At 44.5% G+C, this 26,163-nt stretch carries 21 protein-coding genes; 15 read left to right on the top strand and 6 right to left on the bottom strand.

All coding sequences use genetic code 11. The annotated features are described in order from the left end of the window. Positions 1-172: 172 nt before the first annotated feature. The 4 genes from thrS (at position 173) to rplT (ending at position 3,345) form a co-directional block, all read left to right on the top strand. A complete protein-coding gene (gene thrS, locus L4D12_RS04750; protein WP_428446674.1) occupies positions 173-2,101 on the top strand; it encodes a threonine--tRNA ligase in 1,929 nt (642 codons plus the stop codon). Positions 2,102-2,104: 3 nt separating this feature from the next. After that, complete coding sequence (gene infC, locus L4D12_RS04745; RefSeq protein ID WP_428446753.1) at positions 2,105-2,656, top strand: translation initiation factor IF-3; 552 nt, start codon at positions 2,105-2,107, stop codon at positions 2,654-2,656. A gap of 96 nt (positions 2,657-2,752) precedes the next feature. After that, on the top strand, positions 2,753-2,947 hold the full coding sequence (gene rpmI, locus L4D12_RS04740) for a 50S ribosomal protein L35 (protein ID WP_036832349.1): 195 nt from the start codon (positions 2,753-2,755) through the stop codon (positions 2,945-2,947). 44 nt (positions 2,948-2,991) lie between these two features. Beyond that, positions 2,992-3,345, top strand: coding sequence for a 50S ribosomal protein L20 (gene rplT / locus L4D12_RS04735; RefSeq protein ID WP_428446673.1), 354 nt, complete (start codon positions 2,992-2,994; stop codon positions 3,343-3,345). Positions 3,346-3,478: 133 nt separating this feature from the next. Here the strand turns inward: rplT and L4D12_RS04730 are convergent, their stop codons facing one another. The 3 genes from L4D12_RS04730 to L4D12_RS04720 form a co-directional block, all read right to left on the bottom strand. Then, entirely contained in the window at positions 3,479-3,730 is a 252-nt protein-coding gene (locus L4D12_RS04730; protein WP_428446672.1) for a hypothetical protein, read from the bottom strand. 145 nt (positions 3,731-3,875) lie between these two features. After that, entirely contained in the window at positions 3,876-4,331 is a 456-nt protein-coding gene (locus tag L4D12_RS04725; protein WP_428446671.1) for a hypothetical protein, read from the bottom strand. Between the two features lie 17 nt (positions 4,332-4,348). Further along, a complete protein-coding gene (locus L4D12_RS04720) occupies positions 4,349-4,606 on the bottom strand; it encodes a YiaA/YiaB family inner membrane protein (RefSeq protein ID WP_428446670.1) in 258 nt (85 codons plus the stop codon). 426 nt (positions 4,607-5,032) lie between these two features. Here L4D12_RS04720 and pheS point away from each other — a divergent pair, with 426 nt between their 5' ends. The 7 genes from pheS (at position 5,033) to L4D12_RS04685 (ending at position 14,145) form a co-directional block, all read left to right on the top strand. After that, entirely contained in the window at positions 5,033-6,016 is a 984-nt protein-coding gene (gene pheS, locus L4D12_RS04715) for a phenylalanine--tRNA ligase subunit alpha (protein ID WP_428446669.1), read from the top strand. 18 nt (positions 6,017-6,034) lie between these two features. After that, positions 6,035-8,422 (top strand): phenylalanine--tRNA ligase subunit beta, encoded by a 2,388-nt coding sequence (pheT, locus tag L4D12_RS04710; RefSeq protein ID WP_428446668.1) that lies wholly within the window; start codon positions 6,035-6,037, stop codon positions 8,420-8,422. 475 nt (positions 8,423-8,897) lie between these two features. Continuing rightward, positions 8,898-9,194 carry an integration host factor subunit alpha gene (gene ihfA, locus L4D12_RS04705; RefSeq protein ID WP_428446667.1) on the top strand — a complete coding sequence of 99 codons (297 nt, stop codon included), beginning with the start codon at positions 8,898-8,900 and terminating at the stop codon, positions 9,192-9,194. Between the two features lie 145 nt (positions 9,195-9,339). Further along, positions 9,340-10,398, top strand: a complete 1,059-nt coding sequence (locus L4D12_RS04700; RefSeq protein ID WP_428446666.1) for a succinylglutamate desuccinylase — start codon at positions 9,340-9,342, stop codon at positions 10,396-10,398. A 121-nt stretch (positions 10,399-10,519) separates the two neighbouring features. Then, positions 10,520-11,512: a vitamin B12 ABC transporter permease BtuC gene (gene btuC / locus L4D12_RS04695; protein WP_428446665.1), complete on the top strand. Its 993-nt coding sequence runs from the start codon at positions 10,520-10,522 to the stop codon at positions 11,510-11,512. Positions 11,513-11,551: 39 nt separating this feature from the next. Then, a complete protein-coding gene (btuD, locus tag L4D12_RS04690) occupies positions 11,552-12,316 on the top strand; it encodes a vitamin B12 ABC transporter ATP-binding protein BtuD (protein ID WP_428446752.1) in 765 nt (254 codons plus the stop codon). A 41-nt stretch (positions 12,317-12,357) separates the two neighbouring features. After that, positions 12,358-14,145, top strand: a complete 1,788-nt coding sequence (locus L4D12_RS04685; RefSeq protein ID WP_428446664.1) for a M3 family oligoendopeptidase — start codon at positions 12,358-12,360, stop codon at positions 14,143-14,145. A gap of 116 nt (positions 14,146-14,261) precedes the next feature. Here the strand turns inward: L4D12_RS04685 and L4D12_RS04680 are convergent, their stop codons facing one another. The 3 genes from L4D12_RS04680 to L4D12_RS04670 form a co-directional block, all read right to left on the bottom strand. Beyond that, positions 14,262-15,668, bottom strand: a complete 1,407-nt coding sequence (locus tag L4D12_RS04680; protein WP_428446751.1) for a YfcC family protein — start codon at positions 15,666-15,668, stop codon at positions 14,262-14,264. A gap of 67 nt (positions 15,669-15,735) precedes the next feature. Further along, positions 15,736-16,845 (bottom strand): NAD/NADP octopine/nopaline dehydrogenase family protein, encoded by a 1,110-nt coding sequence (locus L4D12_RS04675; protein ID WP_428446663.1) that lies wholly within the window; start codon positions 16,843-16,845, stop codon positions 15,736-15,738. Between the two features lie 205 nt (positions 16,846-17,050). Then, positions 17,051-17,974 carry a LysR family transcriptional regulator gene (locus tag L4D12_RS04670; protein WP_428446662.1) on the bottom strand — a complete coding sequence of 308 codons (924 nt, stop codon included), beginning with the start codon at positions 17,972-17,974 and terminating at the stop codon, positions 17,051-17,053. A 211-nt stretch (positions 17,975-18,185) separates the two neighbouring features. Here L4D12_RS04670 and rlmC point away from each other — a divergent pair, with 211 nt between their 5' ends. From rlmC to L4D12_RS04650, 4 genes are all read left to right on the top strand, one after another. Continuing rightward, complete coding sequence (rlmC, locus tag L4D12_RS04665; protein WP_428446661.1) at positions 18,186-19,337, top strand: 23S rRNA (uracil(747)-C(5))-methyltransferase RlmC; 1,152 nt, start codon at positions 18,186-18,188, stop codon at positions 19,335-19,337. A 353-nt stretch (positions 19,338-19,690) separates the two neighbouring features. Further along, positions 19,691-22,474, top strand: coding sequence for an Hsp70 family protein (locus L4D12_RS04660; RefSeq protein ID WP_428446660.1), 2,784 nt, complete (start codon positions 19,691-19,693; stop codon positions 22,472-22,474). A 15-nt stretch (positions 22,475-22,489) separates the two neighbouring features. Beyond that, positions 22,490-23,146: a hypothetical protein gene (locus L4D12_RS04655; protein WP_428446659.1), complete on the top strand. Its 657-nt coding sequence runs from the start codon at positions 22,490-22,492 to the stop codon at positions 23,144-23,146. A gap of 34 nt (positions 23,147-23,180) precedes the next feature. Then, a complete protein-coding gene (locus L4D12_RS04650) occupies positions 23,181-26,156 on the top strand; it encodes an ATP-binding protein (protein ID WP_428446658.1) in 2,976 nt (991 codons plus the stop codon). Positions 26,157-26,163 lie beyond the last annotated feature (7 nt).

Genomic DNA, 26,163 nt, shown 5'->3' with positions numbered 1-26,163 from the left:
CTTTGCAATATCGCGTGTCCGTTTGGTATAGTGATTGACTTGCTCAGGTATCAGTGTGCTGCTCTGTATTGCGGTGCCGATATCATGAGTTTCATTATTTAAGCTTCTCTAAGCTTTTTTTAATTCAACATGTCTTGCTTGGTGTGCAAGACCACTGTGAAAGGATATATACATGCCTGTAATTACTCTTCCTGACGGCAGCCAGCGTCAATTTGACCAAGCTGTTTCAACTATGGATGTCGCTCTGTCTATTGGTCCAGGTCTTGCGAAAGCTTGTATCGCTGGTCGTGTTGACGGTGTTCGTGTTGACGCTTGTGACCTTATTGAAAATGACGCAAGTCTGGAAATCATCACTGCTAAAGATGAAGACGGTCTGGAAATCATCCGTCACTCATGCGCGCACCTTCTTGGTCACGCCATTAAGCAGCTGTACCCAGACGTAAAAATGGCAATCGGTCCTACGATTGACAACGGTTTTTACTATGACATCGACCTAGAGCAGTCTCTTACTCAAGAAGATCTTGAAGTAATTGAGAAGCGTATGGTTGAGTTAGCTAAAACCAAATACGAAGTCGTTAAGAAAAAAGTGAGCTGGCAGGAAGCTCGTGATACGTTTGAATCACGTGGCGAAACCTACAAGATCGAAATCCTAGACGAAAACGTTTCTCGTGATGATCGTCCAGGTCTATACCACCATGAAGAATATATCGATATGTGTCGTGGTCCTCATGTTCCAAACATGGGTTTCTGCCAACATTTTAAACTGTTGAATGTTGCGGGCGCATACTGGCGTGGTAATAGCGATAATAAAATGCTTCAGCGCATTTACGGTACTGCATTCCAAGATAAGAAGTTGCTAAAAGCACACCTAACTCGTCTTGAAGAAGCGGCTAAGCGCGACCACCGTAAACTGGGTAAGCAACTTGATCTGTATCACATGCAGCAAGAAGCACCTGGCATGGTATTCTGGCACCACAATGGTTGGACAGTATTCCGTGAACTAGAAGTTTTCATTCGCGATAAGCTGAACGAATACGGTTACCAGGAAGTAAAAGGTCCTCTAATGATGGACCGTGTTCTTTGGGAGCGTTCTGGTCACTGGGATAAATACGCAGAAAACATGTTCACAACCTCGTCTGAGAACCGTGAATATGCAATCAAGCCAATGAACTGTCCAGGTCACGTACAGATCTTCAACCAAGGTTTGAAGTCTTACCGTGATTTGCCATTACGTATGGCAGAGTTCGGTTGTTGTCACCGTAATGAGCCATCAGGTGCTCTACACGGCCTGATGCGTGTGCGTGGCTTTACACAGGATGATGCTCATATCTTCTGTACTGAAGGTCAAGTACAACAAGAAGTAACATCTTGCATCAAGATGGTTTATGATACGTATCAGACATTTGGTTTTGACAACATCGTTGTTAAGTTATCTACACGCCCAGAAAAGCGTGTAGGTTCAGACGAAATGTGGGATAAAGCCGAATCAGATCTAAAACTTGCACTAGAATCAATGGAAATCCCTTACGATATCCAAGAGGGTGAAGGTGCATTTTATGGTCCTAAGATCGAATTTACGCTACACGATTGTTTAGATCGTGCTTGGCAGTGCGGCACAGTTCAGTTAGACTTCGCACTTCCTGAGCGTTTGGGCGCCACCTATGTGGGTGAAGATAACGAGCGTCATACGCCAGTTATGATTCACCGAGCTATTCTTGGTTCTCTAGAGCGCTTTATCGGTATTCTTATCGAAGAGTATGCGGGCTTCTTCCCAACTTGGTTGGCACCTCAGCAAGCCGTTGTCATGAATATTACTGACAGTCAGGCTGAATATGCTCAACAAGTGGTCGAACGACTGCAAAAAAGTGGAATTCGAGTCAATGCGGACTTGAGAAATGAGAAGATAGGCTTTAAAATTCGCGAACATACTTTGAAGCGAGTGCCTTACATGCTTGTTTGCGGTGACAAAGAAGTCGAAGCAGGCGAAATTGCAGTTCGTACTCGCAAGGGTAAAGATTTGGGTAAATATAAGATTGATGATCTGGTTGCATTCCTGCAGCAAGATATTAGCAGTCGTAAGCTCAATGTTGTGGAGGAATAAGGTATTAAAGGCGGAAAAAGAACCCAAGCACCAGTTAAGCAAAATGCACATCGCCTGAATGGCGAAATTCGCGGTGTACGTGAAGTGCGTCTTACTGGTATCGATGGTGAATCCATTGGTGTTGTTTCTATCGAAGAAGCAGTGACTATTGCTAATGAAGCTGGTGTAGATCTGGTTGAAATTAGTCCAAATGCCGAGCCACCAGTTTGTCGTGTGATGGACTATGGCAAGTACCTGTTCGAAAAGAGCAAGGCTGCTAAAGAGCAAAAGAAAAAGCAAAAACAAATCCAGATCAAGGAAGTTAAATTCCGACCTGGTACAGACGAAGGCGATTATCAGGTAAAACTGCGCAACCTGAGTCGCTTTTTAGAAGAGGGCAACAAGGGTAAGGTCACACTGCGTTTCCGCGGTCGTGAAATGGCCCACCAGAGTCTTGGTATCGATCTTCTAAATCGTATTAAGGATGATCTAGTCGACCTAGCGGTCGTTGAGAGCTTCCCTAATCGAGTTGAAGGTCGTCAAATGACGATGATGCTTGCTCCAAAGAAGAAGTAATCAAGGCATTCAAGTAGCATTAAGCGCTGCTTACAGCAGCGTTTTTTGTTCGCCTAATTACTATGTTATTAACTATCAACAATGCGGAGTCTCATCATGCCTAAGATGAAATCCAACAAAGGTGCTGCTAAGCGTTTCAAGAAAACAGCTGGTGGTTTTAAGTTTAAGCACGCAACTAAGCGTCACATCCTGACTAAACGTACTACTAAGAACAAACGTCAGCTTCGTCCAAATGCAATCCTTCCTAAGTGTGAAGTGGCTGCAGTTGCTCGTATGCTTCCGTTCGCTTAATCGTTTTTAGTTTTATTTTTTAATTTATTAGTTAGGAGTCTCCTATGCCTCGCGTAAAACGTGGTGTACAAGCGCGTGCACGTCACAAGAAAGTTCTTAAACAAGCTAAAGGTTACTACGGTGCACGTTCACGTGTTTATCGTGTAGCTTTCCAGGCTGTTACTAAAGCTGGTCAATATGCTTACCGTGACCGTCGCGCTAAGAAACGTACTTTCCGTCAACTATGGATCGCACGTATCAATGCTGCTGCTCGTCAGAACGGTATGTCTTACAGCCGTTTCATCAACGGCCTTAAGAAAGCGTCTATCGAAATCGATCGTAAGATCCTTGCAGATATCGCTGTATTCGACAAAGCAACTTTCACAGTGCTAGTTGAGAAGGCAAAAGCTGCTCTGTAATTTTACAGTTTAGTTTTTACGTAAAAAGGAGAGCTTCGGCTCTCCTTTTTTCGATCTGTACATACAGAGTTGCTTGCAGTAGATAAAAAAATAGCCTCATTATGAGGCTATTTTTGTCTGTGCTTTAAATGGATTAAGCGGTAGCGCTTAGGCGTTTAAGCGTAGTCACCGCTTTACTACGACCGTGTAGTAGGTAGCCTAAGAAGCCGATAAACATGGCATTAAAAGCAATGTAAAAACCAACGTGAATAATGTTTAAATGGTTCATTACCATAACAGGCAATGAAGATGTTAAACCAATATTACCAAGGATTAACAGGACAGCGCATAACAAAACAGCAAATGTACTCATTTTAATTAGTGCTGTTACATCTTTGTTCTGCATTTTTAAACTCCCAATTGTAAGCAGGTCCTTAATCTACTGCTAAATGAAACAATTTTAAATAGAATTGCTTACAATATTCTGTATATAGTAGATGATATGACTGCTTTTACCTCTTTGTGTGTAATATTTGTTCTTGGTGTGATGTTTATTTTGCAAATAAGATGCGCTGATGTAATGCAATGAGAACAGCATTGCTCGTATGTAATTGGTGAGCCTTTAGTTCAAGATGTACACAGATTGGTTGTGACCCTCCCCGGTTAGCGTTGATTATTGAGGAGATCAATATTCTGGTGGATTGTATGTGTTGCTTAAACTTCTCGATATTTTGTTGTGTTTTACAGAGACAGTTTCGCTGATGTGTAATTTGTTTCTTTAATGCTAAACCTGCCGCTACTTTGTGTGTAAATAATGATGGCGATAATGCTTCACACGTACCTGCAGCGGTAAAGGCAAGTTCAATCATCTCCTCGTTAGTGTTGAGCTGCGAGAGCAATACTTGATAAGCCGTATTGATTCGTAATTTCTTTTGCTCTATTTGGTTTAACAGCAGCAAAAGCTGCTGCTGTTGTAGAGTGAGATCGTGGATATATTGATTAGCCATGTTGCCACATCGGAAAATTAGTCTTCAAGCTCATTGAGTATTTGCGCTGTTTTTGCTGCTTCAAGTTTATTGAGAAGTTTTCTGGATTCAGCTTGGTCGCGTACGGCTTTGCTCAAGGTAATGGTCGCACTTACTAAAAACAGGCTACAGATACTGTAATAGCCTTTAACCAGTAGATCACCTGGTAACTTGATAATACTGATGACCATGGCAATGACCGCAATAACGAAAGTCGCTTTTGCATAAACTAGCCAATACTTATCTTGTTCACCCATTTTTGTATTCCTTATATTGATATGTTTAATCTAATTAAACGGTGTTTTATTAATGTAATCTGCCCGATAGATGAGCGCAAGTAGGAGAGGGGATTTTTTATGTTTATAAAATGATTTCCGGGTGTTTTTACGTTATATATCTCAAAAAAAAGTAAGAGATAGAGCTGTCATTATCAGTATATGAATACGTCTTTTCGATAAGTCTTAGCTCATGGGAAGGGTGAGTAAGATAACGTCATGGAAGGTAGAGCGATTGATCCATAGGAACATTCATAGATTCAAATTGGTAAAGACGTTTTATTTTCGTTCAATTCGACCCTTTTCTTACGATTGGATTTGGATTTAGACGGATGTTTCTTTAGTATGTATCGTTACGCGAATTTATATCTCCCTAAAGGACGCCACCTGTAGGTGGATGAGGAAACGATGCAACATCTAGACGAGATTATTGCCAATGCAACGGCCGCCATTGAGCTGGCTGATTCATCAGCCGCTCTGGACGATGTCCGTGTGCAGTATATGGGCAAGAAGGGTGAACTAACTCTTCAACTACAAAGCTTGGGTAAACTTCCACCGGAAGAACGCCGTACAGCCGGTCAAGAGATCAATAAAGCTAAAGGTGCTGTTCAGCAAGCTATTGCTGCGCGTAAAGAAGCCCTTCAGCGTGCAGAACTTGAAGCTAAGCTAGCAGCGGAAACTCTTGATGTGACCCTACCTGGTCGTCGCATTGAAAACGGTGGCCTCCATCCTGTTACTCGCACAGTTGAGCGAATTGAGCAGTTTTTTGGTGAGCTTGGTTTTAACACTGAGTCTGGTCCTGAAATTGAAGATGCATTCCATAACTTTGATGCATTGAATATTGCAGAAGATCACCCAGCACGTACAGATCACGATACCTTTTTCTTCAATCCTGATCTTATGTTGCGTACTCATACTTCAGGTGTTCAGATCCGCACAATGGAAAATGGCAAGCCTCCTTTCCGTTTCATTGCTCCGGGCCGTGTATACCGTAACGATTACGACCAAACTCACACGCCAATGTTCCACCAAGTGGAAGGTATGCTGGTTGATGAGAACGTTAACTTCGCACAGCTAAAAGGCATTCTTCATGACTTCCTATGTAATTTCTTTGAAGAAGAAGTGGAAGTGCGTTTCCGTCCATCTTATTTCCCGTTCACAGAGCCTTCAGCTGAAGTTGACGTGAAAGGTAAAAACGGTAAATGGTTAGAAGTACTAGGCTGCGGTATGGTTCACCCGAACGTACTACGTAGCGTAGGCATCGACCCTGAAAAATACTCTGGTTTTGCATTTGGTATGGGTGTAGAGCGTTTGACCATGCTTCGTTATGGTGTTAATGACCTACGTGCGTTCTTCGAGAACGACCTTCGTTTCCTTAAGCAGTTCAAGTAATCCAGAGGTTTAAGCACTATGAAATTTAGCGAATCATGGCTTCGTGAGTGGGTTAGCCCTGCGGTTACTACTGACGAACTAACACATCAAATCACAATGGCAGGCCTTGAGGTAGATGATGTACTACCTGTCGCCGGCTCATTTACTGGCGTTAAAGTTGGTAAAGTTGTTGAGTGTGGTCAGCACCCAGATGCTGATAAACTGCGCGTTACCAAAGTTGATGTAGGTGCTGAAGAGCTTCTTGACATCGTTTGTGGTGCATCTAATTGCCGTCAAGGCATAAAAGTGGCTGTGGCGACTGTTGGTGCGGTATTACCTGGTGACTTCAAAATTAAGAAAGCGAAGCTACGTGGCCAACCATCACATGGTATGCTTTGTTCTTTCTCTGAGTTAGGTATTGATGTTGAGTCTGATGGCATTATGGAATTGGCAGAAGATGCAGTACTGGGTACTGACTTCCGTGAATTCTTAGGTCTTGATGACGTTACCGTGGATGTTGATCTGACAGCGAACCGTGCCGATTGCTTTAGCATTCGTGGTATGGCGCGTGAGGTTGGCGTACTGAACCGCGCTGATGTGACTGAGCCTTCAGTGACAGCTGTTGCTGCATCAATCGAAGATACCGTATCTATCGACGTTAAGGCACCAGCAGCATGTCCTCGTTACCTTGGCCGTGTGGTTAAGAACGTCAACGTTCAAGCTGAAACACCACTTTGGATGCAAGAGAAACTACGTCGTTGTGGTCTTCGTTCAATCGATCCTGTTGTTGATATCACTAACTTTGTTCTACTAGAACAAGGCCAGCCAATGCATGCATTCGATCTTGCTAAGATTGAAGGCGGCATCGTGGTTCGTATGGCAGAGCAAGGCGAGAAGCTGACTCTTCTAGACGGTAATGAAGCTGAACTAAACGCAGACACGCTAGTGGTTGCAGACCAAAGCAAAGCGCTAGCTATTGCGGGTATCTTTGGTGGTGAGCAATCAGGTGTAACGTCTGAAACGAAAGATGTACTGCTTGAGTGTGCGTTCTTTGCTCCGGATCATATTCGTGGTCGCGCACGTGCGTATGGTCTGCATACAGATTCTTCAATGCGTTTTGAGCGCGGTGTGGATTACGCACTGCAAGTTAACGCAATGGAGCGTGCAACGGCGCTGCTTGTTGAAATCTGTGGTGGTGAAGTTGCTCCAGTGGTTACCGTAGAATCAGACGCTGATCTACCAAAAGCCAACCAAGTTGCTCTACGTCGCACTAAACTAGACAACCTACTAGGCCACCATATTGCAGATGCAGACGTGGTTGAAATCCTAGAACGTCTAGGCATGGTTGTAGAAGCAAACGCGGAAGGTTGGGTTGCAACTGCACCAACATGGCGTTTTGATATCGCCATTGAGCAAGACTTGATTGAAGAAGTTGGCCGTATTTACGGTTATAACAATATTCCAAATCAGTCACCTGTTGCTGCGCTAAGCATGAACGACCACAAAGAAGCGGATCTACCGCTGAAGCGTGTTCGTAACCTGCTTGTGGATCGTGGTTACCAAGAAGCGATCACTTACAGCTTCGTTGAACCTGAGCAGCAGAAACTGGTTGTTCCTGATGTTGAGCCACTAATCCTGCCATTCCCTATTTCTGCGGAAATGTCAGCAATGCGTCTTGGCTTGATTCAGGGGCTGTTGAACACCGTTGTTCATAACCAGAAGCGCCAGCAGCCTCGCGTTCGTCTGTTTGAATACGGTCTACGTTTCATCCCTTGCGAAACCGCTGAAAATGGTATGCGTCAAGAGCCAATGCTGGCGGGTGTTATCGCGGGTACCCGTAGCGAAGAGCACTGGGATATCGAAACTAATACCGTTGACTTCTTTGATTTGAAAGGTGACCTAGAAGCGATCCTTGAGCTGTCTGCAAATGAGAAAGCATACTCATTTGCTGCGACGAAGCACCCAGCACTGCACCCAGGTCAGTCTGCATCTATCATCGTTGATGGTAAAGAAGTGGGTGTGATCGGTACGGTTCACCCAGAGCTAGAGCGTAAGTTTGGTCTGAATGGCCGTACTATCGTATTCGAAATCGAATGGTCTGCAATCAATACTAAAGTGATCCCTGAAGCTGTTGCTCTGTCTAAGTTCCCTGCGAACCGTCGTGATATCGCGGTTGTAGTTAACGAAGACGTTGCTGCGGGTGATGTGGTTGCCGCTTGTCGTGATAATGGCGGTGAGCTACTGACTGACGTTAACCTGTTCGACGTATACCGTGGTAAAGGTGTTGATGATGGTCAGAAGAGCTTAGCTATCGCCCTGACGCTTCAGTCAGCCGATCGTACTCTAGAAGAAGCCGATATTGCTGGTGCAGTAGAAGCAATTGTCGCTGTGCTTGCAGAGCGTTTTGGTGCGAGTCTTCGTGACTAATACCGGGTGATTTCAGTCCTTTTGTGGGATTTGATCTGACCGAGCAAGACTTTTTAAGTCATTGTTTTATTAAAAGCAGCCTTTGAGGCTGCTTTTTTTTGATCTGAATCTCAGAAACTTAACTTCATGATGGATAGATGTTATTTCTATTACATGGAATAAAATTAGTGTGATATTTTGTTTTTATTGTTATTTTCAGTTGAATTTATCGAATAATGTTTAACTTAAGCACAACTTGATGCACTATACTGGCGAAAAATGGCTTTCATTAATCAATAATTTGACAGTAAGTTAACGTAAAAAAGTTGGCGGAAATCAGCAAGTTGGCTTAAACTTGTCTCTAGTTAAGATTGAACAAGGTTTCAGTGATACTAAATCATGATTCTGGTCGCTCGATCTAACATGACTAATTCGCTACAGATATAGCCAATGCTATCTCTGTTATTCAATCAATATAGTCTTGAGGGAATTATCTATGGCGCTCACAAAAGCCGATTTGGCTGAGAACCTGTTTGAGAACGTTGGATTAAGCAAACGGGACGCCAAGGATACGGTGGAAGTCTTCTTTGAAGAAATTAGGAAAGCGCTCGAATCTGGCGAACAAGTGAAGTTATCTGGTTTTGGTAATTTTGATCTTCGTGATAAAAATCAGCGTCCAGGTCGAAATCCTAAAACAGGTGAAGATATTCCAATTTCTGCCCGTCGTGTTGTTACTTTCCGTCCTGGTCAGAAATTAAAAGCTCGCGTAGAAAATATCGAAATCGAAAAGTAATCGCGGCAACACCATAATATGAGCCCAGACAAGATGTGTAGACTTGTCTGGGCTTTTTTATGCTTTCATTGTTACATCGATACCCAAGTATCTTGAGGTTGCTTGGGTATCGTCAAACATTCCAATTACTGACAGGAGGTGATTAATGGGGATGTTACAGTGTGTACAAGAGGGACATTTTCTTGAAGCCAGTTTAGATATGACGAGCGTGGTCGAGCAGGGTCGCTGGCAAACAGAAGAGGGAGCGCTGTGTGAGTTACTAGGCCGTGGGATATTACAAATCACGCCCTTAAAACCGACTGGCTTAGAAAAAGAGATCGTTTTGTCCTCAGGTATCCATGGTGATGAAACTAGCCCTGTCGAACTAATTCAGCAGTTAGTGGAGAGGATTGTCGTTGGCGGTTTGCAGCCAGTGCATCGGTTACTTTTTATTATTGGTCATCCCGAAGCGATCAATCATCAGCAACGATTTATAACTGAAAACATGAATCGTTTATTTAAGCAGAAAAACACAGGGTTAACGGCAGATGCTGTGCGAGCGAATGAAATCCAGCTTGCCATATCGGCTTTTTATCACAACCGCGTTAAGGATCGTGAGTTCTCACTATCATCGTTACGCTGGCATTTGGACTTACACTGCGCTATTCGAGATTCTAAATATTATACGTTTGCCGTCAGTCCCTATACCCATAAACCTACCCGTAGCAAAACGTTGTTTGGCTTTTTACAAAAAGCAGAAATAGAAACGGTATTGTTGTCGAATTCACCCTCATCAACATTTAGCTGGTTTAGTGCTGAGCATTTTGGCGCACAGGCTTTGACTCTTGAGCTTGGGCGGGTTGCGCGATTTGGGGAGAATGACCTTATTCGGCTGGCTCCTTTCTTTGATGCCTTGGTTGAACTGGTCTCTGAACCTAATCCAGACTACCACTGGCAGGATAACTTACTGACTATTTATAAAGTCACACGTACTTTGGTTAAGCAGTCTGAACGCTTCGTATTCAGCTTTCCTGATGATCAGGCTAATTTTACCTTTTACGAGCAAGGTCGGCTGTTGGCGCGAGATCAAAACGTTGAATACTATTCACTGGAAGGCGGGGAGGCGATTGTGTTTCCGAACAGGCACGTTATGATCGGCCAGCGGGCATGTTTACTTGTGCGAAAAACAGAGGTAAACGTCGATGAGCAAATTACTCTTCAGTGACTATTGTTTGATGGTTAAATAGTCAGTTTTGTCTGAATTATCATTAGGCTAATACACGCTCGCTTTCTATTTCATTGTCGAAATAGTAAGGTAGGTCGAATCTTTTTATTGTGTGCTCGAAATGCTGTTAAATGAACTAATGGCTCGTCGCCAGGCAAGGTGGCGGGCAGGCTTTATCGTGGCGGGGATTATCCTGCTCATCGCGACTTTCCTTTCACTGTCGGTTGGTGAGATTTTTATCTGGCCTTGGTCTCCATCTAATGGTCTGGAACAGCAACTATTAGTTCAACTTAGAATGCCGCGCTTATTGGCTGCTCTCGCCATCGGCGCATCGTTGGCATCATCCGGTGCGGTTTTGCAGGTTTTACTTGGCAACCCCTTAGCGGAACCCGGCGTGCTGGGTATTTCAGGAGGAGCCAGCTTGGCGCTAGTGGTGGTTCTTTTCTTCTTACCATTTACGCCAAGTCCATTATTGATGATGGTAGCAGCGATGATGGGGGCCTTTTGTTTTACTCTTATTTTGGTTGGTTTATCTCGACGCCGGAAAGTCTCGACGGCAAGGTTACTTTTGATTGGTGTTGCGTTAGGGATATTATCTGGTGCGGTGGTGACATGGGCATTCTATTTTAGTGATGACTTGAATCTTCGAATGCTGATGTATTGGCTGATGGGGAGTGTTGCCGGAGTTAGTTGGCAGCAGCTTATTTTATTGTTAGTTGTATCACCCGTGCTGATTTGGTTGTGCCTGCAGGGAAAAAAATTAGATCTGCTGATGCTCGGGGAGCATCAAGCCAAGCAGTTGGGGTTGGATGTTGCCGCGTTTCGTTGGCGATTGATTTTAATTGTGTCACTCTTGGTTGGTGCATCAGTTGCACTCGGTGGGGTTATTGGATTTATTGGTCTAGTGATCCCGCACCTTATCCGACTCTCATTTGGTACAGAGAATCGTTTTCTATTACCGCTGTCGGCCGTATGTGGCGCGTTGTTATTAGCAATGGCAGATACCCTGTCGCGTATTTTGTTGCCTGCCGCTGAATTACCCGTTGGGGTGGTGATCACCAGTATTGGCGCACCGGTATTTATCTGGATGTTGCTACGTTCTCAGATTGACTAATAGAGATACTAATAAATGAACACTGATGAGACCATGCCGATGGTTGTAATTAGCGCAAAAAACTTAGCCATGCCACCACGTTTATTGCCTGTATCGTTTGATATTCGTCAAGGTCAAATTGTGCATTTTATTGGCCCTAATGGCAGTGGTAAAAGTACGGCCATTTCGATGCTTTCTGGGTTAGAAGAAGCACAAGGGCAAGTCATCTTGGCCGGGAGAGATATTGCTGCGTATGATCTGCCTAACCTTGCGCGGATACGGTGTTACCTTGCTCAGCAGGATAGACCCGCATTTTCTGTAGGTGTTTATCATTATTTGTCGTTGGCGTTATCGGCACTGGGTGAACTTCCATTGGAGAAGATCCAATGTGCCATTGATGAAATTTGTGGTGCACTGAAAATTACCGATAAGCTTAACCGCAGCATTCAACAGTTATCCGGTGGTGAGTGGCAGCGGGTCAGACTTGCTGCCGCTTGTTTGCAGGTGTGGCCTGAATTGAATCCAGAAGCACGGTTATTATTGTTAGATGAACCCGCTGCAGCATTGGATATCGGCCAAGAAGTGATTATGTACCAATTGCTTCGCAAGATAGCCGCACGGGGCATTGCCGTGGTGATGGCGAACCATGATTTAAACCGTAGCTTGCGTGAAGCCGATAAAGTATTGCTGCTCAATAATGGTAGTTGTGTTGCCAAAGGGGTACCAAGTGAAGTGATGACCGTTGAACGACTTGAAACGGTATTTGCAACACAGGTTCAACGCATTGAACACGACGGGCAATCATGCCTGCTATTTACAGATTAAGGCGCAGACCTTAACACCAGCCAGATATTTAAGGAGTTACAATGAAGACACCAAGTTGGGACCTATCTATTGCTTACCAAGATTTAGATGACCCGAAAATTCAGCAAGATATTGCTGATGTGGAAGCAAAGTTGCCGCAACTGTCTGCGCTAGCAACAACCGAAATCAGCTCGTTGGCCGCAGCTGTCGCGTTGTTTGAAGCTCTAAACGTCAAGCTCTATACCCTGAGTACTTATTCAACGTGCTTGCTTTCAGTTAATGCTTCTGACACAGGAGCTAAAAAGCTTCAGGGCGTGGTGAACACATTGTTCTCTAAATTGGAACAAGCAATGACGCCTTATGAGCAGGCCATTGTGAATTTGGATGAGCCAGCGTTTTGTAGCCTGCTCGATTCAGGCATTGATTCTTGGTCTTTTACCCTACTACGTAAGCGCTTATTAAAAAATCGTCAGCTTTCTATCTCGGAAGAGCAGCTTATTACCGCCTTATCGCAAGATGGGCTACTTGCTTGGGGGCGCCTGTATGACAGCATTACCGGTAGCCTGAAAGTGACATTGGCGATGCCTGATGGTAGTGAAGAAGCCATGGGGCTTTCTCAGGCCGCAAGTATTCTGTATGGTCCTGACACCGCGCGACGCGAACCCGCATGGCAAGCCGTTGCAGGTGCCATGACCACACATCAGGAAAGTTTTGCTGCTATCCTGAACGCGATTGCAGGTAGTCGCTTAACCGAATATGAAAAGCGTAGTCATTCTGAGCCCGTTCATTTTCTGGATGCCAGCTTGCATGGTAGCTGTATTGAGCAAGCGACTCTTGATGCGATGATGGAAGTAACCAAAGCGAATCGCCAGACGGGTCAGAAAGCGGGCTTATTAATGGCGAAGCTGTTTGGTACCGAAAAACTGAAACCGTGGGATGAACAAGCGTCAATGCCGCCATTGGCGGGAGGGGAAGGGCAGACTTACAGCTTTGATGAGGGGATCGCGATCATTCGTGAAGCGTTCGCAGGCGTTGATCCTGAAATGGCCGAATTTGTTGATATGATGGTCGACAAGCAGCTGATTGATGCTGCGCCACAGCCCAATAAGCGACTCGGTGCGTACTGTACCAAATTTGCTGACAGTCGTACCCCGCTAGTCTTTATGACATGGGGTGGCAGTATGTCGGATGTATTAACTCTGGCGCATGAACTTGGTCATGCATTCCATAACTGGGTAATGCGTGATATGCCAATCATGCAAACTAAATATCCGATGACCTTGGCTGAAACGGCGTCTATTTTTGCTGAAAATGTGGTACGTGATGCGCTGATGGCAAAAGCGGAGAATGAGCAAGACAAGTTAAGTATGCTATGGGAAGAAGCGCAATCAGCCTTGGCATTGCTGGTAAATATCCCCGTGCGTTATGAGTTTGAAAAAGCCTTCTATGAGCAGCGCCCAGACGGTGAATTTACAGCCGATCAGTTTAAGGCGTTAATGTCAGAAACATGGCGTGACTGGTATGGTGAAGCCATGGATGAAACCAACGACATGTTCTGGGCTAGCAAGCTGCACTTTAGCATTGCCGAGGTGAGCTTTTACAATTATCCGTACTTGTTTGGTTATCTGTTCAGTAAAGGTGTTTATGCCCAGCGTGATGCCAAAGGTGCATCGTTCTACGATGATTACAAAGCCTTGTTGCGTGATACCGGCTCCATGACCGCGGAAGAGGTTGTAGAGAAGCACTTAGGGATGAATATCCGCCAGCCTGAATTTTGGCAGCAGAGTATTGATATGGTGTCAAAGCAAATTGATGAGTTTGATGTGCTATTGAACAAGCTCGGGAAATAATGGGTAAATCGACTCTTACGCTGGCTTTTGTATCTTTGTGTGGTCATACAGGAACACAGGTAGCTATATAATAAAAAGGGCAGTGAGTGATCACTGCCCGTTGTTTTTACTATGGATTAACTGATGACTACTCCCAAACTTAGCAGGATCATTATCATCAGCGTTAACATACCAATTAGCGGCCCAATAAAACGTAACCAAGTGGAATAGGCGACACGGCCAATCGCCAATCCTCCCATAACGACGCCAGAGGTCGGCGTGACCAAGTTAGGCAAACCAGATGCTGATTGGAATGCTGTCACAACCAGCTCTCGACCCACGCCAGCAAAATCAGCCAATGGTGCAAGAATGGGCATAGACAGTACTGCTAAGCCGGACGATGAAGGCACTACAAGACACAACACGGCCTCGACAAAGTAGATGGCATTGATGAAGGCGATTTCATTAAGGTTACCTAATAGCCCTTCAGCGTAATTGAGGATCGTGTGAGTGATATTGCCGTTGTCCATCACAACCACTAGTCCACGAGCAATCGCAATAATTAATGCAACACCCAGTAGATCACGCGCACCGTTGACAAAACTGTCGGTGATTTCCGCCTCTGAAAGTCGGGCAACAAAGCCTATTACAATACTTGAACCAATAAAGAGTGCAGAAAGTTCCGCCATCCACCAGCCCTTGGCCGAAACTCCCCACATCATTACCGCAAATGTCACCGCAAAAATGGATAAGACGGCTTTGTGAGTAGTTGTTAACTCGAGTGTTTGTTGTGCTTTACCGTGTAGAAAGTGCTTCAGGTTATCAGCTTGCTGGTGAGCAACAATGGAGCAAGACGGGTCGCGTTTAACGCGATCAGCATAGCGCATCACGTAAACGACACAGAGCAACCAGCCCAGCACAAGGATCACCGCTCGGAGTGCAAAGCCTTCCATGAAATTGATCTCAGCAGCATTGGAGGCGATCACCGTGGCAAAGGGATTGATGGTTGACCCCAAGCAGCCAATACCGGCACCCACCATGATAATAGCCACCCCAACCACGCTGTCATAACCAGCAGCGATCATCACCGGGATCAATAAGGCGTAAAACGGGATAGTCTCTTCGGCCATGCCATACACGGTGCCACCTAAGGCAAATAAACCCATTAAAATCGGGATCATCCATTTTTCATGACCAGCAAGACGTTTCATGGTGCCAGAAATACCCGCATCAATGGCGCCGGTTTGGGTGATAACCGCGAGAAATCCCCCAATGACGAGAACAAAAACGGCCACATCAATGGCGCGGGCAACGTATTCAGAAGGATCATAAAAGCCTTGAATCGGAGCCATAACAATATCAATGATGCCTTGTGGATTCGCCTCGACAGTTTGATAAGAACCGACAACAGGCACCATTTTTCCGATGATATCATTGGTGACCATCAGGTATTGCCCTGCGGGTATCACCCAGGTAAGCAGCGCCATTAATACCGTCAACAGCATCAAAATGGTATAGGCAGAGGGAAATTTAATCTTACTCATCATTCTATCCTTCTTCTTTTAACTGCGGGTGGGGCATCGCTGCCCCATCTGCGTAAAGCCAATAGGGTTATGCGACAAATTCCATGATTTCTTGTGGAGTCAGATTGCTTAGTCCCATTTTTTTCAATGTGCGACCGGTGCTGAAGTAGTTGGTATCGTTGTAAGCATTATCTATGTGTAGGCAAGAAGTGATCATCGGCGTTTCAATGCCTGCTAGCTGCGCCATTTCATAGCAAGGGACGAGTAAATAGGCAGCATCTTCCGTGATATAGCGGTTACTGGATGAGTTTGGCGCGCTATTGAGTTTGCCATGGGTTTCCGATGTACGATTGACATCATAGACTGACTGGCAATCCATCGCGTACAGGGCGTTCATTGCTTCTAGTTCTGGGCGTAGAGACAGGCCAAGTGCTTTCCCAATAGTTTGACGTTCATTTTCCATTGCAGCAGCTGCTTTAGCCGTTGATACCGAGCAGCAGTCTTTATAGTAATTAAACTGGCCATCAAAATTTTCCAGTAAGCCCATGTTCAAAGTGGTCAATAGTGGATGTCCGCCAAAGTTGATATTTTCCAGCCCCGCTTCGATAACATTATTCAATGCGGTTAATGGCAAGGGCATGACGGGCTGAAGTGCTTCGATAGCTTGCTGAGTGTGTTTGGCCGGAAAGGCTGAAACGGGTAGAAACTCTTTCATGCCCAGAATGGCTAGTTGTGCAGGGCCGACAATACGGGTTGCCCAGGGGATTGAGATCGCATCAACAAAGGTGATATCCAAATCACCATAGCCCTGCTCGTGTTTAATTCTATTGAGTACCAGCGAGCCGTAGTTACCCGGCATCAGCATGATGATCTGACCATCCTTCAGGTGAGGGAGCATTTCGATGAATAAAGGTTCTTGGGCGAAAGAAGGGACCGGCAGCACGAGAAGGTCAGAATATGCCAGCGTTTCTTCGAGATCACGGCTGATTTTATTGATAGGTTGCATTCCCGCAAAGGTGAGATCAACGTCGTTGAACGTCGCTAATGCTTCAATGCCGCCACGCTGCTTAATATCTGTTAACGGCTGATCAAAACCAGTGGCACCATAAAGGCAAACTTCTGCGCCATGAAGTGTGAAGTGGTAAGCCGCAGTTAAACCAGCATTTCCTGAACCGATGACAGAGACACGAGTTGACATAATTATTCCTTTTACCATTGAGTGTTGGGTTGCACTCAGACTAAGGAATTACCGTGATTTCACGCCAATGTTGAAGCCACAAACAGCCATGCAAAAAAGTTATAACAGGCGATAAGGTTGATTTTATCTATATGATCTTAAAGGATTAAATTTACACTTTATTTTACTTCCCACTGGCGGGGTAACTGTGAAGCCACGCAGGTTGCTATTCATCAAGGTTACGCATTGGGCCGATTTTTAGATCAATATTCAGATCATTGGCTAGCAGCATAAACAGCTCGATAAAGCCCTCTGCATGATGGTGAATCGGTTTCAGTGCCGGATAAAGGATGTTGAACTCGAAAGGTAAACTGAAAACCAATGGTCGCATGACGACTTGAGGGTGCTCACTCTCTATCGTCGCGGTAAAAGGGTCAGTGATTGCGATGCCAATTCCCTCTCGTACCAGCGCGGCGGCTGTACTGGCAAGAGAGACCTCAATTTGCTCAATGGTTGACAGGCTATAACGACGTAGAAGGCTATCGATTTTGCGTTGGGTCGCATCTTTTTCATGGCGGATTAATACCTGATTGGCAATATCCGATATATCAATTACATCGCATTGTACCAATGGTGACATTGCGGGTAGTAGACAGACACACTCACACTTTACTCGTTGAGCACTAACACCTGCGACCATATCATCGACAAAGGCAAAACCAATATCGGTGGTCTGGCTTTGCACTTGCCGAATAACATCTTCAGATCGATACGTTTTTAAACCCACTTTGAGTTTTGGGGTTTGTTTGAGAAAAGTACCCAGTATCCGAGGAAGGTAGCTGTTAGACAATAATGGCATTGCAGCGATATTGAGACTGCCAAAATGATGAGATCGAATGGATAACGCCGCTTGATCCAGACCGGATACCGCATCAAACACTTTTGCTACCTCAAGGTAGAAGGCTTGCCCTTCATCACTCAGTATGAGCCTGTTACCTTTGCGGAGAAACAATTTGAACCTTAGGCGCTCTTCCAGTCCTGAGAGCAATCTGCTGACGGCGGGTTGACTAAGATGAAGGCGCTCTGCTGCTGCAGTAATGGTTTGACATTCAATGATGGCCTTAAAGGCATTGAGTTGTGATAGTTTCATAGCGGGAAAGTTAAAGAAACATAATGATAATCTAACCCATTGACGATTTAATTACTTTGAACTGGTTTGAGTTTTATTTGAATCAGAGTAATAAGGTGTAAGTGTTTATAAATATTGAATAAATTATCTTATCGTCATGATAAATAACTCAGATGGTTATTTTTTTCTAGAGGAATAGACTAGTCATTTTTCTGTTTCAGCAATTAAATATATGCAGTGTCCCTTCTATATCCAGCAGCAGTGCCAATCTTGTGAATACAGTGGTGTACCTTATCAGCAGCAGATTATGCAAAAAGATAAGGCGCTTAACGTGTTGTTTTCCGACAGAATGCCTGATGAGTGGCGAGATGCTGTTACGAGTGATGAAATAGGCTGTCGCAACAAAGCCAAGATGGTTGTGTTGGGGGCGGCTCATGCGCCTATCTTAGGGGCCGATATTCAAAAAGATGGTCAGAGCATTCCGGTCAGCTTAGTACATTGTCCGCTGTATCCTGAGGATATGCAGGCGCTGCTGGCATATTTGCAAGACTGGATTCGTATCGCAGGGATCCCTCCTTATAATAAGGTAAAGAAAAAAGGCGAGCTTAAATATATCTTACTCACACGCAGCGAGCACCATGGTGAATTTATGCTGCGGTTTGTGCTGCGAAGCCGTGACGCTGTCACGCGAATTGAAAATAACCTCAGCCGTCTGTTAGAGGCTTTTCCACAAATTAAAGTGGTATCGATTAATTTACAGCCTATTCATATGGCGCGGCTTGAAGGTGACGAAGAGTTTTTCCTCACTCAATCGCAATACTTGATAGAGCAGTTTAATGACGTACCGATGGTGATCCGTCCAAAGAGCTTCTTCCAAACCAACCCAAAAGTAGCGGCGCAGTTATATGCGACGGCAAGAAATTGGGTGCGTGAGATCGCCCCTGAGAGAATGTGGGATCTGTTCTGTGGTGTGGGTGGCTTTGCATTACACTGCGCCAGTGATAATACCGCGGTGACAGGTATCGAGATTGAACCAGAGGCTATCGCCAGTGCCAAGCGCTCGGCGGAAGCGATGGGGATCACTAATTTAGATTTCGATGCGTTAGATTCAGCAAAATTTTCGCTTTTGCACGATAGTGCTCCTGAATTGGTGCTGGTGAATCCACCGCGTCGCGGTTTAGGTAAAGCATTAACCGAACAGTTGGTAGAATTGTCACCTAAACACATTATTTATTCGAGCTGTAATCCAGAAACCCTGAAAGCCGATCTAGATGGTATGCCTAATTACCACGCTAAACGTCTGCAGTGGTTTGATATGTTCCCACATACTGAACACGCCGAAGTGATGGTGTTGTTAGAGCATCAGGATATGGTGCAACGTTAATTTATAACGCAGACACGTCGCGTTTTTTTTATTTTTTACGTTCGTTTTTTATACAAAAACGAACGTAAAATATGCCTAAAATCACACTCCTGCAACTTCATATAATCTGTAGCAATTATTTGATTTTATTGTCAGTACCATCGGCGTATAAATCTGTTTGCTGTCAGTGCTTTGTGTGAGGTGTCCCTGATGTTTACTCTTCATCTTTCTCTCTCTTTATCATATTGAAAACCTAACCAGTATGCCGTTCTTCTTGGCGTTGACGCCGGAATACAGCGATCGGTGATAGGTACATAAAGCACCTCTATTGTTGTTGCTGTTAAGTGAAACAGCGGAGATAAGAAAAAGAACATATGAACACAAAATTAACATCGACGTGGCAAGCTACCACGCAAGATATAGCAAGGTTAGGCCTTTCATCTAATCAAGAAGAAATGCAAGATACATTGATAAAACGTGATATTTCTTTATTTCTTAATGCCCAAAATGCTGAAAACCTCAATAGCCCTCTGCTCAAACTGCTTAACAACACCTTTTCTTTAGTAAAAAAAGAATTTCAAGCCAATCGTTGGGTGTCATTATGCAATCATATCTATTTAGATAAGTTGGCAAAAGGTTTCTGGATTATTTATCCGTATGAAAAACAGTTTAATATTTACAGTACAAATGCTGAACTTAAGCTTATAAAAAATGCTATTAATCAAAAAGCAAATGATCCAATTAATATGTGGACTATCCCCAACAAAGCACAGTTAAAACATTTGACTGGAATATGTAAAGCCCCCTTTAATGTCGCTCGTGGTCGTCCTTCTACGACAGGGTGTTACATTTTGCATCAAGCAGGCAGTACGGTACTAGCTGTTGATTGTGATCAAGATTGTGGGATGGGGCGATCAAATGAAGGTCGAGCGGTCCCTTTTTTACCCATGACCAAAACGATGACATCAGAGAAACAGTGGTTTATTGAAATATTAAAGAAAGGTTTTATCCCTAGTTCACTCAATGAAAATATAAGCTATAAAATACTGTTGTCGATTTTTCACCGCAAGCGTGATGGCATATTTAAAGACAATATAAGCTCAGCACAGCAAGATCTTAATGATTTAGTCGGACAGAAATACATTAATAGTCTGTTATTGGAAGACAAAATTCGTGCCGATATCGCGCCATATCATAAGAAAATGCTGGAAGACACCCAATTAGGGCATTGGTCGTTATGGCAAGACGAGCTTGAAAGCAACGACCGAGAACCCCTGACCTTGCCCTATGCTTTAGTGGCACGGGATCCGAAGTCCAGCATTAATGATGGCGTGGTGGGGATCGATTTTGGTACCAAGAGCACGGTGGTGGTTTATCAGAAGGATAATGTCAATATTCATCCGATGCGTATTGGTACAGGCGATCTCAGCAAAGAGGTAGCGGCATTTCATTATGAAAATCCGACCATCATGGAATTTAATAACCTTGATCGTTTTATTAGCGATTATCAAGGTAAAGCCAACAAACCCTATACTCGTTGGCAAGATCTGACCATTTCACACACCGCGCAGAATTCCATGTTGGGTAGTGAGGCTAGCCAATTTAATACTTTCCTTGATGAAATCAAACAATGGGCTGGTGATAAAAACAGAAAGCTGAAAATCGTTAGTAAAGAAGGGACGATTCTCGACCTACCGCCATTCCTTGAATTGGCAGATGATGATTTTAATCCCATTGAAGTGTACGCGTATTACTTGGGGTTATACATTAACAACCAAAATAATGGTATTTATCTTGACTATATCTTGTCGTTCCCGGTTACTTACGAGATGCCGATCCGCGATAAGATCATCCAAAGTTTTGAGCGTGGCTTGAGAAAGTCACTGCCGGCAGAGCTCGGGTTAGAAACGATCGCCCAACTGAGTGTAAAAAAAGGGGCCAGTGAACCTGCTGCCTATGCATTGGTTGCGCTTCAGGCATATGGTTTTGAACCGTGTGAAGATGAGCGTATTTTCTATAGTGTCTTTGATTTTGGTGGCGGAACGACAGACTTTGATTTTGGTATTTACCGCGCAGCCTCTGGCCGTAAAGAGCGGCGTTTTGATTATGTCATTGAGCATTTTGGTGCGGGTGGGGACCGGTTCTTAGGTGGGGAAAACCTGCTAGAATTGCTAGCCTTTGACGTGTTCAAAAAGAATAAAAGTGCCTTGCTAGCCAAAGGGATCCAGTTTGAGAAACACCCGGAGAAGGATGCGTTTGCCGGCAGCGAACAGCTATTAAGTCATTCGCAAGAAGCCAAGATTAATACTAAAACTTTGTGTGAAAAATTACGCCCGTACTGGGAAGAAAACGGCGATATACCGTTAGCGCTTTCCAGTGGCAGTATTGAGGTTAACCTGACAGATATTCACGGGGTAGTGCATGCTGCTTTTGAGCTGGATATCCATGAAGATGAGTTGAATGTCTGGCTGTCGGCACGTATTGAACAAGGTATTGAAAACTTTTTTAATGCGTTACGTTTGGCTTTCACTCATTCCACCCAGCCTTTAGGCGATATAGACAGCGTCAAAATATTCTTGGCTGGAAATTCAAGCCGATCTCATTTTGTCAAAACACTCTTTGATAAGCACATTACAAAGCACCATGAAGAAATGGGACTGATGGCCGAGCAGGCAAGTCGCTTTGATTTATTTGCACCACTTGGTGTAGATAAAAAAGATGTTGAGAAACCCACAGGGAAAACCGGAGTGGCGTTTGGTTTGATAGAAGCACGAGAAGGCGGCAGTATTTTGGTGGTTGATCATAACCTGAGTGATGAGGACATCGGCTTTAAATTCTATTTGGGCGAAAATCGCAGAGGCCACTTTAAACCTGTTATCGATCGTGAAGTGACTTTCCATCAATGGATTGAATTTATTGATGCGGAGTACGAGAAATTTGAAATTTTTTATACCGATCAAGCGAATTCAAGTACCGGTAACGTGCCGACATCAGACAGTAGTATTAAAAAACGTGTGGTGAAGCTTGATGTGACCGATGAGTCAGCTCTGGTTTATTTACGTGTGGTGTCGCCAACAAGTATTGAGTATGTGGTGGCGAATGAAGATGACATCAGCGATGAGCTCTATCTATCTAACATTTATCGAATTGATTTTTAAGAAAAGGATATCACTATGTTTATTGCTCCTCCTGTACTGATTCCCTCTGCTATCCAGGCTGTGTTGACGATGGTGACAAAAATGGCGGCCACAGTAGGGCCGATGATCGTCAAATACGCACCGATTGCGTTAGAGGCTTTTGGTAAGCATTTACCGAAACTACTTCATACCCTCGAAGCGGTCAGTATGGTAACTAACGTGCTACGCCAGAATGAGCAGGCCGAAGATCTTGGGGCTAAGGCGATGGTGGCGGAGAAAAAGCCGGAAGACTTTGATGCGATCAATAACTATATCCACTACCTCCGTGATGGCGTAGTGCTGGATAAGCACACCTTGAGCCATGATGATACGGATGTGATTGCTCGTCAGGCGATTGGTGCGGCGATTTTATTGAAGGCAGTGGAAGAAACATTAGATCTCGGTACACCGATTTCAATGTCATTTCTGAAAACAGTGAGTGAATCAGGCATCGATGCATCTGTGATCTTGTCAATTATCAAAAGCTATACAGAGAGCGGTTTGAACCTCAGTGATTTGGATGGTTATTTGAAGAGTCAATTGAGCCTTGCAGAATCGGGTAAGCACAGTGAGGCGCTGGTCGAGGCATTTAGTCAAGCCAACCCCGCGATGAGTTTGGAACAAGCAGAAGACGCCGTAATGGCAATGCGATGATTGTTTTTTGTCGTTGCGGGAAATGAATAGAATCATGAAAAAATCACTCATAGAGTTACTAAAACAGGTCCATACCGAGCCAGTAGGCTCGGTGGGATTGGCACCGTCATGCACTATCATGGATCATGAGTTTTCGCTCTACCATATTAAAGAAGTAACCTTTGACGAGGACTCGCCTCGTAAGGAAGCTTTTGAAAATGTGCTTAATGCCCTGAGTATTGATGGGATCACTTTCACCTATCTACTCATGGGCGATAAGGAGAAGGTGAATTTTTATTTCGGTATTGCGAAAGACAAACGCTATGAAAAAACGCTTACGCTTGATGTCGATGAAATTGGCGAAACAATTCTAAAACCCTCGTTGGAAGGCAATTTCAGGGGGAGTGTGGTAGAAAAGTTGAATAAAAAGCAGCGGACTGGCATTAAACAACTGCTGTCTAGTTTTACCCATGCGGGGAAATTAGAAGGCGTTCCAAGCGTTAATGAAGAAAACGAAGAGTTTCAGGGGGTCGATCGCCTTGTTGATATCATGAGTGGGGATGCGTTCTGCCTTGCGATCATGGCGGATCCTCTCTCACTGCTGGAGATCAACGAGATAGAACGTCAGCTCTATCAGATCTATGACAAGCTGCATCCCCTGTCGAAAAAAAATGTGCAAGAGGGTAAAAACCTTTCTGACACATTAGGGACAACCGAGGGGGATAATACCTCATCCACGACGGGAACGAATGAAGGCATCAATCATTCAACGAATACCGGAAAGAGTGATAGTGCGTGTAAAGGCACCTCTGATGGTAACAGTAGTGGCAAGTCAACGAATCAAAACCGCACGGAAGGAACGACAAGTGGCACTTCGAAAGGTACCTCAACGGGTACTTCGGTAAGCAACACGACAGGGAAATCCTACACGTCAAATTCCTCAAAACAGCAGGGGACATCTGAAAATAATAGCCGCGAGTTTTCTGATAAAAATGTGCAGGAGTGGCTGACCTATATTGATGAGGTACTGCTTAAGCGGGTGAAATATGGCAAAAATAAAGGATTGTATTTGTCCAGTATTTACCTGTTGTCAGATTCCGTGGGTAATGTACTGAAACTGGGTAATACAGCACGCGCGATTTTCTCTGGCGGGGAAGCAAATAAGTCACCACTGACCTTTAAGAAAGTGACGGATGATCACGAAATTGCGGCTGTGACTAATTTTCAGTTTCCGATGCGGAAAAATAGCGCGGTCCATGCAGAGCCCGCGACCACTGACAGCCAAAAGCAGTTCGACCTTTTATTATCAAAGAATCCATTCAACAACTATGTCTGTAATTGGCTGTCGACTAATGAGTTGAGTGTGGTAGCAGGCCTGCCACAAAAAGAAGTGGTAGGTTTGACTCTGAAAGAAGAGGTTGAGTTTGGCTTGAATGTGAACACCCATATTGCTGATGAGCACCAACTCTATTTGGGGAATTTAGTGAAAAGCGGGCTTCAGCAAGGCATTGATGTGTGCTTGGACAAGCGTGATCTCGACAAACATACCTTTATCGCAGGGGTGACGGGGAGTGGTAAAACGACGACCTGCCACCGTCTACTGGAATCGGCACAAATGCCATTTTTGGTGATTGAACCGGCCAAGACGGAATACCGAGTACTGACTAAAAAGAATAAAGATATTCTGATCTTTACCTTGGGTAACGACAATATCGCTCCTTTTAGGTTGAATCCGTTTGAGTTTTTCTCACACGAAAATATCACCTCGCGTGTAGATATGATCAAGGCTAGCTTGGAATCCGCTTTTGATATGGAGGCGGCAATCCCGCAGTTGATCGAAGCGGCGATTTATCGGTGTTATGAAGACAAAGGCTGGCACATCGCCACCTCTCGCAACCGACGTTACGATGATCCGTTTGCCGATGGGGTGTACGCGTTTCCAACGTTGAGTGATCTGCTCACCATGACGGAAACGGTCGTTGTTGAGCAGGGGTTTGATGACCGATTAAAACAAGATTACATCGGTTCAATAAAAGCCCGTTTGCAAGGACTGCTTATTGGTTCAAAAGGTTTGATGCTTGACACGCCGCGCTCGATAAACTTTAAAGATCTCGCTCAGCGTAACGTGATTTTGGAGTTGGAAGAAATCCGTAATCCGAGTGAGAAATCGCTCATCATGGGCTTTATTCTGGCCAACTTAAATGAAGCAATACGCGCTAATTATGAAGCGTATCGCCGACGAGGTGAGCGATTCCGTCACATCACTCTGATCGAGGAAGCGCACCGCTTGCTGTCAAAATTTGATCCGGGTGACAGTAAAAATAAAAAGCAGGGCGTGGAAACTTTCGCCGACATGTTGGCCGAAGTACGAAAATACGGTGAGTCGCTGATCATCGTTGATCAAATACCGAATAAATTAACGCCGGAAGTGCTGAAAAACACCAATACCAAAATCATTCATAAATTATTTGCGAAAGATGACAAAGAAGCGGTGGGTAATACCATGGCGCTATCGGATGAGCAGAAAGACTTCTTATCAAATCTGGAAACTGGGCGTGTCATTCTATCCAGCTCTGGTTTCAGTAAACCGCTGCAAGTTCAAATTAAAGAGCTGGTCAGTACCACTAATGAAACGGATGTTGATCCCCAAGTCATCATGGCACGGGCGTTTGACTTTTATGCTGAACGTTATCAGTCCGGATTAATTCAAGGTTTAGAGCACTTGACGTGTCAGCCAACAGGGAAAGAGGTACAGGCATTCTTGCATGGTGAAGTTGCACAAGCGTGGTTTGATACAGTGCAACAGAGGACACCCCATTCAACATTGGTGCATTTTATCAACGCGTTTGGTTGTGCCTTTATGCAGAGCTATATTCTGAGTGCCTGTTACAGCGAAGGAGATGAAAAAGATGGCGTTATTCAAACGGAGACGCTGAGGCTGTATCTCCAGGGTTTGTGTGATGATCCTCATTTGCGTATTGGCTTAGTTGCATCAGATGCCTTTCGGAAAAATATTAAAGTTAATTTATAAGGAGAGC

Origin of the sequence: Photobacterium nomapromontoriensis (assembly GCF_050336815.1) — a bacterium.
Classification (GTDB): domain Bacteria; phylum Pseudomonadota; class Gammaproteobacteria; order Enterobacterales; family Vibrionaceae; genus Photobacterium; species Photobacterium nomapromontoriensis.
This window is presented reverse-complemented; position numbering and strand designations above follow the sequence as displayed.

What these genes read in the sequence shown, in the direction of transcription:
- thrS (WP_428446674.1), top strand. Translation starts at nt 173, where the DNA reads ATGCCTGTAATTACTCTTCCTGACGGCAGCCAGCGTCAATTTGACCAA.
- rpmI (WP_036832349.1), top strand. Translation starts at nt 2,753, where the DNA reads ATGCCTAAGATGAAATCCAACAAAGGTGCTGCTAAGCGTTTCAAGAAA.
- rplT (WP_428446673.1), top strand. Translation starts at nt 2,992, where the DNA reads ATGCCTCGCGTAAAACGTGGTGTACAAGCGCGTGCACGTCACAAGAAA.
- L4D12_RS04730 (WP_428446672.1), bottom strand. Translation starts at nt 3,730, where the DNA reads ATGCAGAACAAAGATGTAACAGCACTAATTAAAATGAGTACATTTGCT.
- L4D12_RS04725 (WP_428446671.1), bottom strand. Translation starts at nt 4,331, where the DNA reads ATGGCTAATCAATATATCCACGATCTCACTCTACAACAGCAGCAGCTT.
- L4D12_RS04720 (WP_428446670.1), bottom strand. Translation starts at nt 4,606, where the DNA reads ATGGGTGAACAAGATAAGTATTGGCTAGTTTATGCAAAAGCGACTTTC.
- pheS (WP_428446669.1), top strand. Translation starts at nt 5,033, where the DNA reads ATGCAACATCTAGACGAGATTATTGCCAATGCAACGGCCGCCATTGAG.
- pheT (WP_428446668.1), top strand. Translation starts at nt 6,035, where the DNA reads ATGAAATTTAGCGAATCATGGCTTCGTGAGTGGGTTAGCCCTGCGGTT.
- ihfA (WP_428446667.1), top strand. Translation starts at nt 8,898, where the DNA reads ATGGCGCTCACAAAAGCCGATTTGGCTGAGAACCTGTTTGAGAACGTT.
- L4D12_RS04700 (WP_428446666.1), top strand. Translation starts at nt 9,340, where the DNA reads ATGGGGATGTTACAGTGTGTACAAGAGGGACATTTTCTTGAAGCCAGT.
- btuC (WP_428446665.1), top strand. Translation starts at nt 10,520, where the DNA reads ATGCTGTTAAATGAACTAATGGCTCGTCGCCAGGCAAGGTGGCGGGCA.
- btuD (WP_428446752.1), top strand. Translation starts at nt 11,552, where the DNA reads ATGGTTGTAATTAGCGCAAAAAACTTAGCCATGCCACCACGTTTATTG.
- L4D12_RS04685 (WP_428446664.1), top strand. Translation starts at nt 12,358, where the DNA reads ATGAAGACACCAAGTTGGGACCTATCTATTGCTTACCAAGATTTAGAT.
- L4D12_RS04680 (WP_428446751.1), bottom strand. Translation starts at nt 15,668, where the DNA reads ATGAGTAAGATTAAATTTCCCTCTGCCTATACCATTTTGATGCTGTTG.
- L4D12_RS04675 (WP_428446663.1), bottom strand. Translation starts at nt 16,845, where the DNA reads ATGTCAACTCGTGTCTCTGTCATCGGTTCAGGAAATGCTGGTTTAACT.
- L4D12_RS04670 (WP_428446662.1), bottom strand. Translation starts at nt 17,974, where the DNA reads ATGAAACTATCACAACTCAATGCCTTTAAGGCCATCATTGAATGTCAA.
- rlmC (WP_428446661.1), top strand. Translation starts at nt 18,186, where the DNA reads ATGCAGTGTCCCTTCTATATCCAGCAGCAGTGCCAATCTTGTGAATAC.
- L4D12_RS04660 (WP_428446660.1), top strand. Translation starts at nt 19,691, where the DNA reads ATGAACACAAAATTAACATCGACGTGGCAAGCTACCACGCAAGATATA.
- L4D12_RS04655 (WP_428446659.1), top strand. Translation starts at nt 22,490, where the DNA reads ATGTTTATTGCTCCTCCTGTACTGATTCCCTCTGCTATCCAGGCTGTG.
- L4D12_RS04650 (WP_428446658.1), top strand. Translation starts at nt 23,181, where the DNA reads ATGAAAAAATCACTCATAGAGTTACTAAAACAGGTCCATACCGAGCCA.